Annotated in this window: 15 protein-coding genes, 1 tRNA gene and 1 pseudogene; 9 read left to right on the top strand and 8 right to left on the bottom strand. The window is 74.1% G+C overall.

Annotated elements, in window-relative coordinates:
• Positions 1-66 precede the first annotated feature (66 nt).
• Genes VKZ81_RS05965 through VKZ81_RS05950 form a run of 4 tightly spaced genes read right to left on the bottom strand, consistent with a single transcriptional unit; the run spans position 67 to position 4,013 of the window.
• A complete protein-coding gene (locus tag VKZ81_RS05965) occupies positions 67-810 on the bottom strand; it encodes an ABC transporter ATP-binding protein (RefSeq protein WP_324240404.1) in 744 nt (247 codons plus the stop codon).
• A complete protein-coding gene (locus tag VKZ81_RS05960; RefSeq protein ID WP_324240403.1) occupies positions 807-1,646 on the bottom strand; it encodes an ABC transporter ATP-binding protein in 840 nt (279 codons plus the stop codon). Before VKZ81_RS05960 ends, VKZ81_RS05965 begins: the two co-directional genes overlap by 4 nt.
• Positions 1,643-2,689, bottom strand: coding sequence for a branched-chain amino acid ABC transporter permease (locus VKZ81_RS05955; protein ID WP_324240402.1), 1,047 nt, complete (start codon positions 2,687-2,689; stop codon positions 1,643-1,645). The genes VKZ81_RS05960 and VKZ81_RS05955 overlap by 4 nt, the downstream gene beginning before the upstream one ends.
• Before the next feature lie 10 nt (positions 2,690-2,699).
• On the bottom strand, positions 2,700-4,013 hold the full coding sequence (locus VKZ81_RS05950) for a branched-chain amino acid ABC transporter permease (RefSeq protein WP_324240401.1): 1,314 nt from the start codon (positions 4,011-4,013) through the stop codon (positions 2,700-2,702).
• A 167-nt stretch (positions 4,014-4,180) separates the two neighbouring features.
• Here VKZ81_RS05950 and VKZ81_RS05945 point away from each other — a divergent pair, with 167 nt between their 5' ends.
• Positions 4,181-4,597 carry a hotdog fold thioesterase gene (locus tag VKZ81_RS05945; RefSeq protein WP_324240400.1) on the top strand — a complete coding sequence of 139 codons (417 nt, stop codon included), beginning with the start codon at positions 4,181-4,183 and terminating at the stop codon, positions 4,595-4,597.
• 133 nt (positions 4,598-4,730) lie between these two features.
• Here VKZ81_RS05945 and VKZ81_RS05940 read toward each other — a convergent pair whose 3' ends face one another.
• On the bottom strand, positions 4,731-5,363 hold the full coding sequence (locus tag VKZ81_RS05940) for an ANTAR domain-containing response regulator (RefSeq protein WP_324240399.1): 633 nt from the start codon (positions 5,361-5,363) through the stop codon (positions 4,731-4,733).
• A 138-nt stretch (positions 5,364-5,501) separates the two neighbouring features.
• Between VKZ81_RS05940 and VKZ81_RS05935 the strand changes: the two genes are divergently transcribed.
• The 4 genes from VKZ81_RS05935 to VKZ81_RS05920 all read left to right on the top strand — a co-directional run bounded on the left by VKZ81_RS05935 (position 5,502) and on the right by VKZ81_RS05920 (position 8,856).
• Positions 5,502-5,575: transfer RNA gene (locus VKZ81_RS05935), tRNA-Leu, on the top strand.
• Between the two features lie 107 nt (positions 5,576-5,682).
• Positions 5,683-6,372, top strand: coding sequence for a hypothetical protein (locus VKZ81_RS05930; protein WP_324240398.1), 690 nt, complete (start codon positions 5,683-5,685; stop codon positions 6,370-6,372).
• Positions 6,373-6,542: 170 nt separating this feature from the next.
• The gene (locus tag VKZ81_RS05925; RefSeq protein WP_324240397.1) at positions 6,543-8,054 is read left to right on the top strand and encodes a lipopolysaccharide biosynthesis protein; all 1,512 of its coding nucleotides are present in this window, start codon (positions 6,543-6,545) and stop codon (positions 8,052-8,054) included.
• Positions 8,055-8,064: 10 nt separating this feature from the next.
• The gene (locus VKZ81_RS05920) at positions 8,065-8,856 is read left to right on the top strand and encodes an SDR family NAD(P)-dependent oxidoreductase (RefSeq protein ID WP_324240396.1); all 792 of its coding nucleotides are present in this window, start codon (positions 8,065-8,067) and stop codon (positions 8,854-8,856) included.
• A 15-nt stretch (positions 8,857-8,871) separates the two neighbouring features.
• Here VKZ81_RS05920 and VKZ81_RS05915 read toward each other — a convergent pair whose 3' ends face one another.
• Entirely contained in the window at positions 8,872-9,633 is a 762-nt protein-coding gene (locus tag VKZ81_RS05915) for a DUF6319 family protein (protein ID WP_324240395.1), read from the bottom strand.
• Between the two features lie 74 nt (positions 9,634-9,707).
• On the opposite strand from VKZ81_RS05915, the pseudogene VKZ81_RS05910 reads away from it, so the two are divergent.
• From VKZ81_RS05910 to VKZ81_RS05895, 4 genes and pseudogenes are all read left to right on the top strand, one after another.
• A pseudogene (locus VKZ81_RS05910) lies at positions 9,708-9,845 on the top strand (helix-turn-helix domain-containing protein); the annotation flags it as partial.
• Positions 9,846-9,915: 70 nt separating this feature from the next.
• Complete coding sequence (locus VKZ81_RS05905; protein ID WP_324240430.1) at positions 9,916-11,007, top strand: LLM class flavin-dependent oxidoreductase; 1,092 nt, start codon at positions 9,916-9,918, stop codon at positions 11,005-11,007.
• Positions 11,004-11,621, top strand: coding sequence for an FMN reductase (locus tag VKZ81_RS05900; protein ID WP_324240394.1), 618 nt, complete (start codon positions 11,004-11,006; stop codon positions 11,619-11,621). Before VKZ81_RS05905 ends, VKZ81_RS05900 begins: the two co-directional genes overlap by 4 nt.
• Before the next feature lie 55 nt (positions 11,622-11,676).
• Positions 11,677-12,147: a LysE family translocator gene (locus VKZ81_RS05895; RefSeq protein ID WP_324240393.1), complete on the top strand. Its 471-nt coding sequence runs from the start codon at positions 11,677-11,679 to the stop codon at positions 12,145-12,147.
• On the opposite strand, the gene VKZ81_RS05890 is transcribed toward VKZ81_RS05895, so the two are convergent.
• Complete coding sequence (locus VKZ81_RS05890) at positions 12,144-12,914, bottom strand: SDR family NAD(P)-dependent oxidoreductase (RefSeq protein WP_324240392.1); 771 nt, start codon at positions 12,912-12,914, stop codon at positions 12,144-12,146. The genes VKZ81_RS05895 and VKZ81_RS05890 overlap by 4 nt on opposite strands.
• On the bottom strand, positions 12,911-14,083 hold the full coding sequence (locus tag VKZ81_RS05885; protein ID WP_324240391.1) for an MFS transporter: 1,173 nt from the start codon (positions 14,081-14,083) through the stop codon (positions 12,911-12,913). Before VKZ81_RS05885 ends, VKZ81_RS05890 begins: the two co-directional genes overlap by 4 nt.
• Positions 14,084-14,120: the final 37 nt, after the last annotated feature.

Here is a 14,120-nt window from a genome sequence, read left to right as displayed (position 1 = left end):
GGCCGGGTGCGATCCGCACCCGGCCCCTCCCGCGTTCGTGGCCCGCGCGGCCCCGCCGCGCCCCGCTCAGCGCACCTTCGCCAGCGTGCCGAGGTAGGACTCCACCACCCGCTCGTCGTGGAGCAGCTCGCGGCCCGGGCCCGTGTGGGCGTTGCGGCCCTGGTCGAGGACGTACCCCCGGTGCGCGAGCTCGAGGCAGCGCCGCGCGTTCTGCTCGACCATGATCACCGAAACGCCCGCCTCGTTGATCGCGCGGATGCGCGCGAAGGCGTCGTCCTGCGCCATCGGGGACAGCCCGGCCGAGGGTTCGTCGAGCAGGAGCACCTCGGGCTCCATCATCAGCGCCCGCCCCACCGCGACCACCTGGCGCTCCCCACCCGAGAGCGATCCAGCCTGCTGCTTGCGCCGCTCGCCGAGCAGGGGGAACAGCTCGGTGATCGCGCGCAGGCGGGCCGCGAAGCGCTTCGGCCGCTGGTAGATCCCCATCTGGAGGTTCTCCTCCACGGTGAGGGTGGGGAACACGTTGCGGGTCTGCGGCACGTAGCCGACGCCGAGGGCCACCAGCTCGTGCGGGCGCAGCCCGCTGATCTCGGTCCCCCGCAGCCGGATGCTGCCCGAGCGCACCGGGATCAGCCCGAACACGGCCTTGAGCAGCGTGGACTTCCCGGCGCCGTTCGGCCCGATGATGCCGACGATCTCGCCCGGGTACAGGTGCAGGCTGCAGCCGTTGAGGATGTTGACCTCCGGCAGGTAGCCCGCCACCACGGTGTCGGCGACGACCAGCGGCTCCTGGTCGGCGGACGCGCTCATGCTTCCTCCCGGAACTCCGGCTCGTCGTGGGTGGAGCCGAGGTAGGCGTCGATGACGTCGGGGTTGCCGACGATGTCGGCCGGCCGACCCTCGGCGATGATCCGCCCCTGGGCCATGCACACGACCCAGTCGCTGATCTCCATCACGACGTCCATGTCGTGCTCGACGAACAGCACGGTGCGGCCCGTGCTGCGCAGACCGTCGATGTGCCCGAGGAGGTCCTGGCGCAGCGCCGGGTTCACCCCCGCCATCGGCTCGTCCAGCAGCACCAGCGCGGGGTCGACCATCAGCGCCCGCGCCATCTCCAGCAGCTTGCGCTGCCCGCCGGACAGGTAACCCGCGTACTCGTCGCGCCGGTTGTCGAGCCGGAACCGGGTGAGGAGCTCGTCGGCGCGCTTCTCGATCTCCGCCTCCTGCGCGGCCCACAGCGGCCGCAGCAGCGCGGGCAGCAGCCGCTCCCCCCGCTGGCCGGTGGCGGCGAGCTTCATGTTCTCCATGACGGTGAGGCGGGCCAGCACGCGGGTGAGCTGGAACGTGCGGACCATGCCGCGGTGGGCCAGCCGGTGGGCGGGCAGCCCCGTCACGTCCTGGCCGTCGAAGGTCCACCGCCCCGCGGTCGGGCGGTCGAAGCCGCAGAGCAGGTTGAACAGCGTCGTCTTGCCGGCGCCGTTGGGGCCGATGAGCCCGGTCACCACGCCGCGCTGCACCTCGAGGTGCTCGACGTCGACCGCGCGCATGCCGCCGAAGTCGCGGCGGACCCCGTCCACGACCAGCAGCGGGTCCGGCTTCGCGACCCCCGGCTCCGGGGCGACGCCCGCCAACGCGCTCGCCGTCATCCCGCCACCTCCTCCTTCACCCGGGCACGGCGCCTGCGCCGCGTCGGCACGCCGCCGCCCGCTTCGAGCCGCATCAGCTCGGCGTCCCCGAGCACGCCCTGCGGCCGGTACACGAGCAGCAGCATCAGCAGCACGCCGACCAACGCGAACCGCAGCGCGCCGACGTCGGCGGGCGAGACGAAGTCGGGCAGGTAGCCGCCCTCGACGAGCCGCCGCAGCCCGCTGTCGGCGAACGTCAGCAGGAACCAGAAGATCACCGAGCCGAGCACCGGACCGAGCACGGTGCCGGCGCCGCCCAGGATCAACAGGGCGTACATGTTGAAGGTGAGCTCCGGGTTGAACGTGTTCGGGGCCACCGCCTGGGCGTCGATCGCCAGCAGCATGCCCGCGAGCGCACCGATCACGCCGCCGAGCACCAGCGACTGCATCTTGTAGCCGTAGACGTTCTTGCCGAGGCTCCTGGCGGCGTCCTCGTCCTCGCGCACCGCCAGCAGCACGCGCCCCCACGGGCTGCGCACCAGCAGGAACACCCCGAGCGTCACGAGCGCGGCCCCGCCCCAGCCGACGAGCATCACCCACAGGTCGCGCTGGGTGAACGCGAGCGGCCCGAACCCGTAGCTCCCGGTCGGGATGGGGTTGGCGGCGTAGAAGGCGTTCGCGAACCGCTGCAGGCCGTACACCCCGCCGGTCAGCGGCGCGGCGAACCCGGCGTTGAACACGATCCGCAGCACCTCGCCCGCGGCGATCGTGGCGATCGCGAGGTAGTCCGCGCGCAGGCGCAGCGTCGGGATGCCCAGCAGCAGCGCCAGCAGGACCGACGCCGCCAGCCCGACGAGCACGCCGAGCCACAGCGGCCCGCCGAACACCGAGACGGTGATCGCCACGCCGTACGCGCCGACGAGCAGGAAGCCCACGTGCCCGAAGTTGAGCAGCCCGGTGTAGCCGAAGTGCAGGTTGAGGCCGATCGCGGCGAGCGCGTAGATCGCGGCCACCGGCCCGAACGCGCCCCGCAGCGCATCGGCGAGGATGACGAGCAGTTCCACCGGTGGCCCCCTATCCGATCCGCTGCGCCCGGCCGAAGACGCCCTGCGGCCGCACCAGCAGGACGAGGATCAGGATCAGCAGCGCCCAGGCGTTCTGCAGCTCGACGGGGAACCACGCGGTGGAGACCTGGGCGACCAGGCCGACGATCAGCCCGCCGACCATCGCGCCGAACGCACTGCCCAAGCCGCCGAGGATCACCGCGGCGAACATCAGCAACAGCAAGCGGAACCCCATGTCCCACGACACGATCTCCGACAGCCCGTACAGCACGCCGCCGAGCGCCGCGAGCGCTCCCCCGAGGATCCAGACGTACATCGTGATCCGGGCGACGTCCACACCGGACGCCTCGGCGAGCTCGCGGTCGTCGGCCACCGCCCGCATGGCCTTGCCGATCCTCGTGCCCACCAGCATCAGCCCGACCCCGACCAGCACGAGCAGCGCGAGGACGGTGATCAACAGGTCCCGCGGGGTGATCGAGACCGGGCCGAGGACCAGCGCCTCCTGGATCGTGTAGCCCGGGTACGGCTGGGGTCGCGAGTCGAACAGCACCAGCACGACGTGCCGCAGCACCAGCGACAGCCCGATCGAGATGATGAACAGGTTGATGCGCCCGGTGCCGCGGCCGCGCAACGGCCGCCACAGCCCCAGCTCCAGGGCGGCGCCGATCAGCGCCCCGACCACGATCGCGAGGACCGCCGCCGGGATCAACCCGATGCCCGGCCCGATCACACCGGCGTTGAAGGCGAACGCGGCGACCGCGCCGATCGTCACCAGGTCGCCGTGCGCGAAGTTGATCAGCCCGGTCGTACCGAAGATCAACGACAGCCCGATCGCGGTGATCGCGATGATCGCGCCGAACTTGATCCCGACGACCGTGAGCTGCGCGACGACGGAGAGCATCCCCGGCCCGCTGGACGGCGGCGGCGGCGCGGGGCCCTCCCCCGGCGCCCCGGCCTCCCCCGGTGCGACCAGGGGGAACAGCACGGTTCGCCGCTGGCCGGGGCGGACCGTGACCTCGGACAGCGTCTCCGCGCCCGCCTCGCGCAGCACCACCCCCTCGGGCAGCGTGCCCGCGTCGAGGACGACGTCGTAGGCGCCCGGCCCGGGGACCGGCACCTGCCACGTCCCGTCGTCGGCCGTGACGGCCGAACCGATGTCCTGGCCGCCCTGTCGGACGGTGATCGTCACACCCGGCACCGGTTCGCGGTCGGGACCGCGCAGCGTGCCGCCGATCGCTTCCCCGTCCTGGGCGGACGCGAAGCCGGTGACGGCCGCCATGGCGGCGAGGACCAGAACGAACACGGCCACCAGCCGTTTGCGCACGCGACCTCCTGTTTCGCCCGGTGGCGAAGTCGCGCAACGATAGCCCGCCGCCACCGCCGGGTCGGCGGGGCGCCACCGAATCGTGCGCGCGCCGTGATCTGTTCGCCGTCGGACGGGGTGGGACGCGCCGCGCCGCTGCCGCCGCACCGCCGTCTACAGTGCCGGGCGTGCCCATCGACCCCGCCGACCTGCCCGCCGTCACCCACCCGGAACAGCTGCCCGAGCGGATGGGGATCGAGATCGTGAAGCTGTCGCTCGACGAGGTCGTCGGCACCCTGCCCGTCACCGGCAACCGGCAGCCTTACGGGCTGCTGCACGGGGGCGCCAACGCGGTGCTCGCCGAGACCCTCGGGTCGACGCTGTCGGCCCTGCACGCCCTCCCCGAGCGGTTCCCGGTGGGGCTCGAGCTCTCCTGCACCCACCACCGCTCGGCGACGGAGGGCGTGGTCACCGGGGTGGCGCGGCCGCTGCACGTGGGCCGCAGCACGTCCACCACCGAGATCGTGATCGTCGACGAGGCGGGGCGGCGGACCTGCACGGCCAAGCTGACCTGTCTGCACCGCGACACGGAACCGCGCGTCTGACGCGGCGCCCGGCCCGGCCGCCACGGGGGCGGGGCGCCGCCGCGCACCGCGCTCCTCCGGCACCGGGAGCGGCAGGTGGCCCCGCTCGGCGCCCCGTGCGGGGCAGGGCGCCGCGGGCACACCCCGCGCGGGGTCAGGACTTCGGCGAGGCCAGCTGCTCCACGATCGCCTCGGCGATCGACTTCATGGTGGTCCTGCGGTCCATCGCCGTGCGCTGGATCCACCGGAAGGCCTCGGGCTCGGTCATGTTCTGCTTCGTCATCAGCAGGCCCTTGGCCCGGTCGACGAGCTTGCGGGTCTCGAGCCGGTCGTTGAGCGTGGCCACCTCGTCCTCGAGCGCGCGCTTCTCGGCGAACCGCGACACCGCCAGCTCGATGGCGGGCACCAGCTCGTGCCGGGCGAACGGCTTGACCAGGTAGGCCATCGCCCCCGCGTCGCGGGCCTGCTCGATGAGGTCGCGCTGGCTGAACGCGGTGAGCATGACCACCGGGGCGATGCGCTCCTCGACGATCATGCCCGCCGCCTCGATGCCGTCCATCTTGGGCATCTTGACGTCCATGATCACGAGGTCCGGCTTCAGCTCGCGCGCGAGCTCGACGGCCTGCTCACCGTCGCCGGCCTCACCCGCGATGACGTAGCCTTCCTCGGTCAGCATCTCGGTGAGGTCCAGCCGGATCAGGGCCTCGTCCTCCACCACGAGCACGCGCAGACCGGTGGCCGGTCCGGCCTCGTCCGCCGCCTTCTGCTCGGTTACCTGCTGGCTCACAGGGCTGTTCTCCTTCGCCGGAGGGTGTACCGGAAGGATTCAGAATACCGGCCGGTCGTGCCGCGTAACTGTGATCCCGCTGATCCTCACGGGCCGCCGACCCGCCGGAGGTGTCCCCGCGATAGAGTTCGTGCGACTGCCCCCGTAACCCAATTGGCAGAGGTTGCGCTCTCAAACAGCGTTCAGTGTGGGTTCGAATCCCACCGGGGGCACCGAACCGAAACCGTCGGTGTCGGGCGCGACACTGCGCGTCGTGTACGACGCCGAGGTGCGCCGGGCCGCGTTGGCGGCGCTCCGCTCGGGCCGAAGCATCTCGGCCGTGAGCAGGGCAACAGGGGTCAGCAGGGCGGCGTTGCGCAGCTGGCGCGACGGCACGCGAGGCGCGCGCACGTCCGGCTGTCCCCGGTGCGCCTCGGTACCCGGGCCACCCGAGCCGCAAGCCGCCTACGCCTACCTGCTGGGCCAGTACCTCGGCGACGGCACGCTCAGCCGCGGCCGCGGCAACGTGTGGTCATTGCGAATCGCCTGCGCCGATTCCTACCCATTGATCATGGCGGAATGCGCGGGAGCGGTTCGCGCGCTCCGGCCGAACAACACGATCAGCCGCCTGCACCGGCAGGGGTGCACCTACGTGACCGCCCGCTGGAAGCACTGGCCCTGCCTCTTCCCCCAGCACGGCCCCGGCATGAAGCACACCCGCGCGATCGTGCTCGAGCCGTGGCAGGAGGAGGTCGTGGGCCGACACACGGCGGAGTTCCTGCGCGGCCTGTTCCACTCCGACGGGTGCCGGATGACCAACTGGACGCGCCGCACGGTGGCCGGGGTCGAGCGGCGCTACGAGTACCCGCGCTGGTTCTTCAGCAACAGGTCCGCCGACATCCTCGCGCTCTGCAGCGGCTCGCTCGACCGGCTCGGCATCGCCCACCGCTTCCCGCGCCCCGACACGATCTCCGTCGCGCGGCGGGAGGCCGTCGCGGCGCTCGACGCGGTGGTCGGCCGGAGATCCTGAGAGCCACTCACAGGAGTGACCAATCGCACATTCGCCCCTTTAGGGTGACCTGACGACATCGGGCTCCCAGCCATTAGGGTGACGCAACTCCCGTTGCGGACCCTGGAGGTGAGGAACGTTTCGTCACGCACGGAAGCGGCGACGTGACCGGGCGCGAACGACAGCTGAGGGTGGCCGACCCGGACCGGACGACGCCGATCGCGGCGCGCGCGCACCGGACCGCGTGGCCGCACCGCGGCCCGGCCAGGGCGCCGCGGATCGCCCACCCGGCCGAGCCGATCACCACTCCCCTCCCCGTCCTCGGGCCCGGCGGGTTCGTGATCGCCGACGCGCCGACGCAGCCGATCGCGCTCGGCCGGGCGGCGGGTGGCCGCAGGCCGGGCGCCGGCGCGGGCGGGGGCGCCGCGATGTCGATCAGCTCCGCGCTCGGCGCGCTGGCGGGGCTCGTGAGCTGGCTGCTGGCCGCCCGCCTCCTCCCGCAGGCCGAGGTGGGGCTCGCGGCCGCGGTCGTGTCCGCGTTCATCCTGATCGCGGGGATGACCCAGCTGAACCTGGGCCTCGGACTGATGCGCTGGCTGCCCACCGCGGGCCGCTACGCCCCGCCCCTGGTGTGGCGGAGCCTGCTTTCGATCATGCCGCTGTCCGGGCTCGTCGGCCTGGGCTACGTGCTGGCCGTGCCCGAGCTCGCGCGCACCGCCGCGGGCGCCGACGGGTCGCACGTCCTCGGCACGTGCCTCTTCGTGCTCGCGGCCGCCGGGTGGGGTGCGTTCGTCATCCACGACTACGTGCTCGTGGCGATCGGCAAGCCGTGGTGGTGCGTGTGGCGCAACGGCCTGTTCGCAGCCGTGCGGATCACGCTGCTGGTCGTGCTCGGCACGACGCTCGGCGCGCAGGGCGTGGTCCTGTCGTGGGTCGGGCCGATCGTCGTGTGGATCGCCGCGGGCTCCCTCGTGCTCGCGGTGGCCGTGCGCCGGTTCGCCCGGGGCGCGTGCGGGGGAACCATGCCGTGCCCGTCGGAGGTCGTCGGGTTCCTCGGGCCGACGGCCGTGGCGCAGATGGGCTACACGCTGCTGCTCAACCAGGTACCGCTGGTCGTGATCCTGCGGTTCGGGCCGGAGGCGGGGGCGGCGTTCTTCATCGCGTGGCAGGCCACGGTCGTGGTCGAGACCGCGGCCACCTACTTCACGCACTCGCTGTCGGCCGCCTGCGCCCGGGAGCCGGAGCGCGCGGCCGAGCTCGTCTGCGCCTCCCGCCGCAGGCTCCTGGTGGTCTTCCTGCCGTTGCTCGGGGTGGGCGCGCTGCTCGCCGGGCCGGGGCTGTCGATCTTCGGCCCGCAGTACGCGGCGGCGGCCGACGTGCTGCGCGTGCTGCTGCTCGGGCAGGCCTTCCGGCTGATCGTGGTGCACGAGCTCGCGGTGCGGACCGCCACGGGGCGCGGCGTGGCGTTCGCGCGGCTGCACCTGACCGGCACCGTGCTGGTGCTGGCGGCGGTCGCGCTCGTACCCGCCGGCGACACGGTGGTCGGCACGGCGGTCGGCACGGCGGGCGGCACGGCGGGCGGCACGGCGGTGGCGCTGCTCCCGGTGGCGCTCGGCTACGCCGCGGTGCAGCTCGTGCTCGCCACGCACGTGGGGGTCCTCCAGCTGCGGGGGCTCGGTCGGGCCCTGCCGGGGCGTCACTAATCTCCCGGGCATGCCTACTGCCCTCGTGACCGGTGCCAGCCGCGGCCTCGGCTCCACGTTCGCCACCCGGCTCGCCCGCGACGGGTACGACCTCGTGCTGGTGGACCGCGACCAGACCGGCCTGGAGCGGGTGGCGTCGTTCCTCCGCGGCGCGGGGCGGTCGGTCGAGGTGCTGGCGGCGGACCTGACCGACGAGCGCGGGCTGGCGGCGGTGCAGGCCCGGCTCGAGGACGACGACCGGCCGGTCGACATGCTCGTCAACAACGCGGGCGTGAGCGACGAGACCGAGTTCTCCGAGGCCGACGTCGACAAGCTGCAGGCCGAGATCGACGTGAACATCACCGCCCTGATGCGCCTCACCAGGGCCGTGCTGCCCGGGATGAAGCGGCGCCACCGGGGCGCGGTGATCAACGTGGCGAGCTTCGCCGGGTACCTCGCCGGCAAGGGCGACGCGTACGCGGCGACCAAGGCGTGGGTGCTGTCGTTCACCGACACGGTGGGCGCGTCGCTGGAGGGCACCGGCGTCCGCATGATCGCGCTCGTGGCCGGGCAGCTGAAGAACGCGATGTACCCCGCTCCCCCGGACGCGTCGCGCGACGGCCTCGACCCCGAGGCCGTGGTGGACCAGTGCCTCGCCGACCTCGCGAAGGGCCGCACGCTCTCGGTGCCGGGCTGGCGCTACCGGGCCGTGGTGGACGTGCTGGAGCTGCCGAAGCGCACGCTGCGCACCGCGGCCAAGCTCGCCCGCAAGGGCCGCGACCACGCGGGGGCGCTGCGCAAGCCCGCCCAGCCGCGCTCCTGACGCCGCAGGCGCCGCTCAGCCGGACAGCTCCTGCAGCGCCCGCTGGGCGGCGTCGAGCTCGGCGCGCAGCCGCTCCACCCGCTCGAGCTGGCGCTGCCGCGCCGCCTCGAGGGAGGCGTCGATCGCCTCGGCGACGGCGGCGGGGAGCGAGCGCGCGGCCTTGGCCACGTCGGCCGGCTGGACCGGGGTGGGGCGCACGGTGCGCTTGCGGCCGCTCGTGACCTCCACGGTCCACTCGCCGTCGGCGGTGCTGGTGAGCGTGACGGTGACCTCGGCCGCCTGACGGGCGGCCCGGGCGCGGGCCGGCTTCTTCTCCGCAGGCTTCTCGGCCTGCTCCACCTTCTCCGTCTTCCCGGCCTTCTCCGTCTTCTCGGGCTTCTCCGGCCGGGCCGGCTTCTCCGGTTCCACCGCGGCCGACGCGGCCTGGCCCCGCGCCGGCTCCGCCTTCGGGGCCGCGACGGCCTTCCGGCGCGCGGGCGCCGGGGACACGGCCGGGGCCGGTGCGGCCTCGGCGGCCTTGCGCGCCCTGCGACGTGGCGGGCGGGTGGTCGTCAGCTCGTTCGGCGAGCAGAACACGGTGTCCTTGCTGCCGGTGGGGCGGACCTCGATGAAGTCGCCCTCGGCGGGCTCGCCGATCGAGACGATCTTCGCCGAGCCGCCCACGGGCACGCCGACGGCCGCCGCGGTGAACCACACCGGGACGAGCCTGCCCTCCGCCAGCTCGGCGCGTGCCGCCGCCAGGTCCTGCTCCGACAGCGCTGCCGGTGCGTCCGTCATCCGTGCGCTCCCCTCACTCGATCGGTGCGCATCATGCCCGGCCGCACCGACGGTGATCAGCCCGCCCACACCCCCTCGCCGCCGAGTACCTCGCGGACCCGCGGGTCACGGTCGCCGCGGTGGCCCGTCGGGTCGGCTACTCCGACGCGTTCACGTTCAGCGCGGCGTTCAAGCGGGAGCGGGGTGTGGCGCCGAGCACGGTCCGGGCATGAACCCGGCGGTCCGCGCGTTCGGGCCGGATGATTGCACACGCAACCACCTGGACAGGGGATCGAGATGGAGATGCAGTTCGGCGTCTTCTCCGTCGGCGACGTCACGCCCGACCCGACGACCGGCCGCACGCCCACCGAGGCCGAGCGGATCAAGGCGATGGTCGCCATCGCGCTGAAGACGGAGGAGGTGGGGCTGGACGTGTTCGCGACCGGCGAGCACCACAACCCGCCGTTCGTGCCCTCCTCCCCCACGACGATGCTCGGCTACGTGGCGGCGCGCACGACGCGGCTGCTGCTGTCGACGGCCACGACGCTCATCACCACGAACGACCCGGTGAAGATCGCCGAGGACTACGCGATGCTGCAGCACCTGGCCGACGGCCGCGTCGACCTGATGCTCGGCCGCGGCAACACCGGGCCGGTCTACCCGTGGTTCGGCAAGGACATCCGCGACGGCATCCCGCTCGCCGTCGAGAACTACGCGCTGCTGCGGCGGCTCTGGCGCGAGGACGTCGTCGACTGGGAGGGCCGGTTCCGCACGCCGCTGCGGGGCTTCACCGCCACGCCGCGCCCGCTCGACGGCGTGCCGCCGTTCGTCTGGCACGCCTCGATCCGCAGCCCGGAGATCGCCGAGCAGGCCGCCTACTACGGGGACGGCTTCTTCCACAACAACATCTTCTGGGACGCCGGGCACGTCCGGCGGATGGTGGAGCTGTACCGGCGCCGGTACGAGCACTACGGTCACGGGCCGGCCGACCGGGCGATCGTCGGGCTCGGCGGGCAGGTGTTCATGCGGAAGAACTCCCAGGACGCCGTGCGCGAGTTCCGGCCCTACTTCGACAACGCCCCCGTCTACGGCCACGGCCCGTCGCTGGAGGACTACGCCGAGCTGACCGCCCTCACCGTGGGCAGCCCGCAGCAGGTCATCGACAAGACGCTGACGTTCGCCGAGTACGCGGGCCACTACCAGCGCCAGCTGTTCCTCGTCGACCACGCGGGCCTGCCGCTGAAGACCGTGCTCGAGCAGCTGGACGTGCTGGGTGAGGAGGTCGTCCCGGTGCTGCGCAAGGAGTTCGCCGCACGCACCCCGGCGCACGTCCCGGACGCGCCGACGCACGCGACCCTGAAGGCGGCGCGCGCCGCGGAGGAGGTGTCGGCGTGACCACCCGGAGGATCGCGGTCGTCAGCGCCGGGGTCGGCGTCCCGTCGTCCACGCGGCTGCTCGCCGACCGGCTCGCCGCCGCCACCACCTCGGCGCTCGCCGAGCGCGGCGTGACCGCCGCGGTGGGGGTCGTGGAGGTGCGCGAGCACGCCCACGAGCTGGTGGACGCCGTGCTCGCCGGCGTCGTCGCGCCGGGCCTGCGCCCCGCGTTCGACGCGGTGGTGGGCGCCGACGGGCTGATCGCCGTGACGCCGACGTTCTCGGCGTCCTACAACGGCCTGTTCAAGCTGCTGTTCGACGCCCTCGACGACGGCGCGCTCGACGGGAAGCCGACGCTGATCGCCGCCACCGGCGGCACCGCGCGGCACTCGCTCGCCCTCGAGCACGCGGTGCGCCCGCTGATGGCCTACCTGCGGGCGGTGGTCGTGCCCACGGCGGTGTTCGCCGCCCCCGAGGACTGGGCCGGCGGGACGGGCGGCGCGCCCGCGCTGGACCGGCGGATCGCCCGGGCCGCGGGCGAGCTCGCCGACCTCGTCGCCGCCCGGCCCGCCGGGAAGGGCCCGGATCCCTTCGCGGAGCCGGTCCCGTTCGAGCAGCTGCTGCGGGGCCGGTGAGCACGGCGCGAGGAGTTCGCGGTGGTTCCGGGTGGCCGCGTGATGGGAACGGCCGGTGTCCACCACCGCGCTGCTCGCCGCGTCGGAGACGGCGTTCCGGGTGGTGCAGCCGCTCGGCGCCGCGTACCTGATCCGGCTCGGCGCGTCCGGCCTGTGGCGGTCGGTGCGCCGGCGCGGTACCGCGCCCGAGGTGCACGGGCCGCAGGTGGAGGTGCCGGTGGCGGGCGCAGCGCGGGGTTTCCGCGCCGGCCTCGTCACCAACCTGCTCAACCCCGAGGTCGGCGTGCTCTCCATGAGCCTGCTGCCGCAGTTCCTGCCGGCGGGCGGGCACGTCGGGTGGGGCGCGCTGCTCGTCGCGATGCACGTCGCGATGGGCCGGCCTGGTTCGGCGCGCTCGTCGCGCTCGCCGGCCGGGCGCGGCGGCTGCTGTCGCGCGAGCGGGTGCGGCGCGCGCTCGACCGTGCCTCGGCCGGGGTGCTGCCCGGGCTCGGCGTGGCGATGGTCGCCGACGCCCGCTGAACGCTAGGCGGCGGACGGCGGGCCGAGCAGCAGGCCGCCGTTGACCTCCAGGGTCTGCCCGGTCACCCACCGGCCGTCGTCGGAGGCGAAGAACGCCACCGCGTCGGCGATGTCGGCGGGTTGGCCGTGCCTGCCGAGCGCCACGATCCGCGCGACCCCGCGCGCCGCCTCCGGGTCGTCGGTCAGCCAGGCGTTCATGTCGGTCTCGGTGATGCCCGGGGAGACGGTGTTGACGGTGATCCCGCGACCGCCGTGGGTGTGGGCGAGCGAGCGGGTGAGCACGTTCAGCGCGCCCTTGCTCATGCTGTAGACGACCTCGGGGGTGGCGAACCACGTGACGCCGGAGGAGACGTTCACGATCCGGCCGCCGTCAGGCATCAGCGGCAGCGCCCGCTGGGTGACGAACAGCGGGGCGCGGACGTTCACCGCGAACAGCCGGTCGAACGCCTCCGGGGTGGCGCCCTCGATCGTCGCCGAGTAATCGATCACCGCGGCGTTGTTGACCAGGACGTCGAGCGGGCGGCCGGCGAGGCCGTCGCGCAGCGCGGCGAACAGGTCGTCGAGCTCGGCGATCTCGGCCAGGTCCGCGCGGACCGCGAACGCCTGGCCGCCTGCGCGCTGGATCGCGGCGACGGTCTCCTTGGCGGCCGTCTCGTTCCGGCCGTAGTGCACGGCGACGAGCGCGCCGTCGGAGGCCAGCCGCTCGGCGATCGCGCGGCCGATGCCGCGGGAGGCGCCGGTGACGAGCGCGGTGCGTCCGGTCAGGTCGGTCATGGTGCGGCTCCTTCTCGGGTGGGGGGACGCAGCGCGGAGGTCGCCCACGCGGCGGGCACCGCGAGCGCGGTGAGCAGGAGGCCGGTGAGCAGGGGGCCGCCCGCGCCCCGGGTGTCGAGCGCCCAGCCGCCCGCGAGGGCGCCGAGCGCGATGCCCGCGTTGAGCGCGGACGCGGGGAGCGTGGCCGCGAGGTCGCGGCCGGGCCCCGCGAGCTCGAGCACGCGGTACTGCAGCGAGGGAACGAGCCCCATCCCGACGACGCCCCAGACGACCAGCCCGGCCGCGACCGGCACCGGGTGCGCCGCCACCAGGTGGAGCAGGCCGAGCGCGCCCACCAGCGCGGCGGTGCCGAGCACGAGCGCCCTGGTCGCGCCGCGGTCGGCCGCCCACCCGCCGCCGAGGACGCCGACCGCGGTCGCCGCGCCGAAGGCGAGCAGGAACCCGCTCACCGCCGCGCCCCCCACTCCGGTGCGCTCCTGCAGGAACGGGCTGATGTAGGTGAGCGCCGCGTACTGGCCGCCGAGGATCAGCAGGCCGGTCGCCAGCACGGCCAGCACCCGGGGGGCGAAGGCGTACCGCGCCTGCACCGCCGCGCGCCCGCCACCGCTCGCCGGGACGGCGGGCACCACCCGCAGCAGCGCGAGCAGCGCGGCGAGCCCCAGCGCACCCACCCCGACGAACCCGGCCCGCCAGCCCCACGCCTGCCCGGCCAGCGTGCCCAGCGGCACGCCGAGCGCGGTGGAGACCGCGATCCCGGCGAGCACGATCCCGATCGCCCGCCCCGTGCGCCCCGGCGGGACGACGGCGCCCGCCACCGCGAACGCGACGCCGATGAACAGGCCGTGCAGCGAGCCCGCGACGAACCGGGCCGCCAGGAAGACCGCGGCGCCGGCCTGCAGGAGCGGCACGACGGTGGCCACGACGTAGCCGGCGAGCGCCAGCGCGAGCAGCAGGCGTCGATCGGCCCGGATGGTCGCGGCGGTGAGGGCGGGTCCGCCGACGGCGATCCCGAGCGCGTACGCGGTGACGGCGGCGCCCGCGGTGCTCACCGGAACCGCGAGGTCGGCCGCGATGAGGTCGATCACCCCCACGACCAGCAGCTCGGCGCTGCCCATCACGAACGCGGCGGTGAACAGCACCGCGAGCGTCGGCGCGCTGCGGGTGGTCATGAGCACCCCCGGAGAATGTTAGGGATCGTTCCCTAAC

The organism is Pseudonocardia sp., from assembly GCF_035305885.1.
Classification (GTDB): domain Bacteria; phylum Actinomycetota; class Actinomycetes; order Mycobacteriales; family Pseudonocardiaceae; genus Pseudonocardia.
Note: the sequence above shows the minus strand (reverse complement) of the source record. Positions and strands in the feature narration are given on the sequence as shown.

Excerpts from the sequence above, each read along its gene's own strand:
- VKZ81_RS05890 (WP_324240392.1), bottom strand. The coding sequence starts at position 12,914 with ATGACCGACCTGACCGGACGCACCGCGCTCGTCACCGGCGCCTCCCGC.
- VKZ81_RS05965 (WP_324240404.1), bottom strand. The coding sequence starts at position 810 with ATGAGCGCGTCCGCCGACCAGGAGCCGCTGGTCGTCGCCGACACCGTG.
- VKZ81_RS05915 (WP_324240395.1), bottom strand. The coding sequence starts at position 9,633 with ATGACGGACGCACCGGCAGCGCTGTCGGAGCAGGACCTGGCGGCGGCA.
- VKZ81_RS05960 (WP_324240403.1), bottom strand. The coding sequence starts at position 1,646 with ATGACGGCGAGCGCGTTGGCGGGCGTCGCCCCGGAGCCGGGGGTCGCG.
- VKZ81_RS05920 (WP_324240396.1), top strand. The coding sequence starts at position 8,065 with ATGCCTACTGCCCTCGTGACCGGTGCCAGCCGCGGCCTCGGCTCCACG.
- VKZ81_RS05905 (WP_324240430.1), top strand. The coding sequence starts at position 9,916 with ATGCAGTTCGGCGTCTTCTCCGTCGGCGACGTCACGCCCGACCCGACG.
- VKZ81_RS05885 (WP_324240391.1), bottom strand. The coding sequence starts at position 14,083 with ATGACCACCCGCAGCGCGCCGACGCTCGCGGTGCTGTTCACCGCCGCG.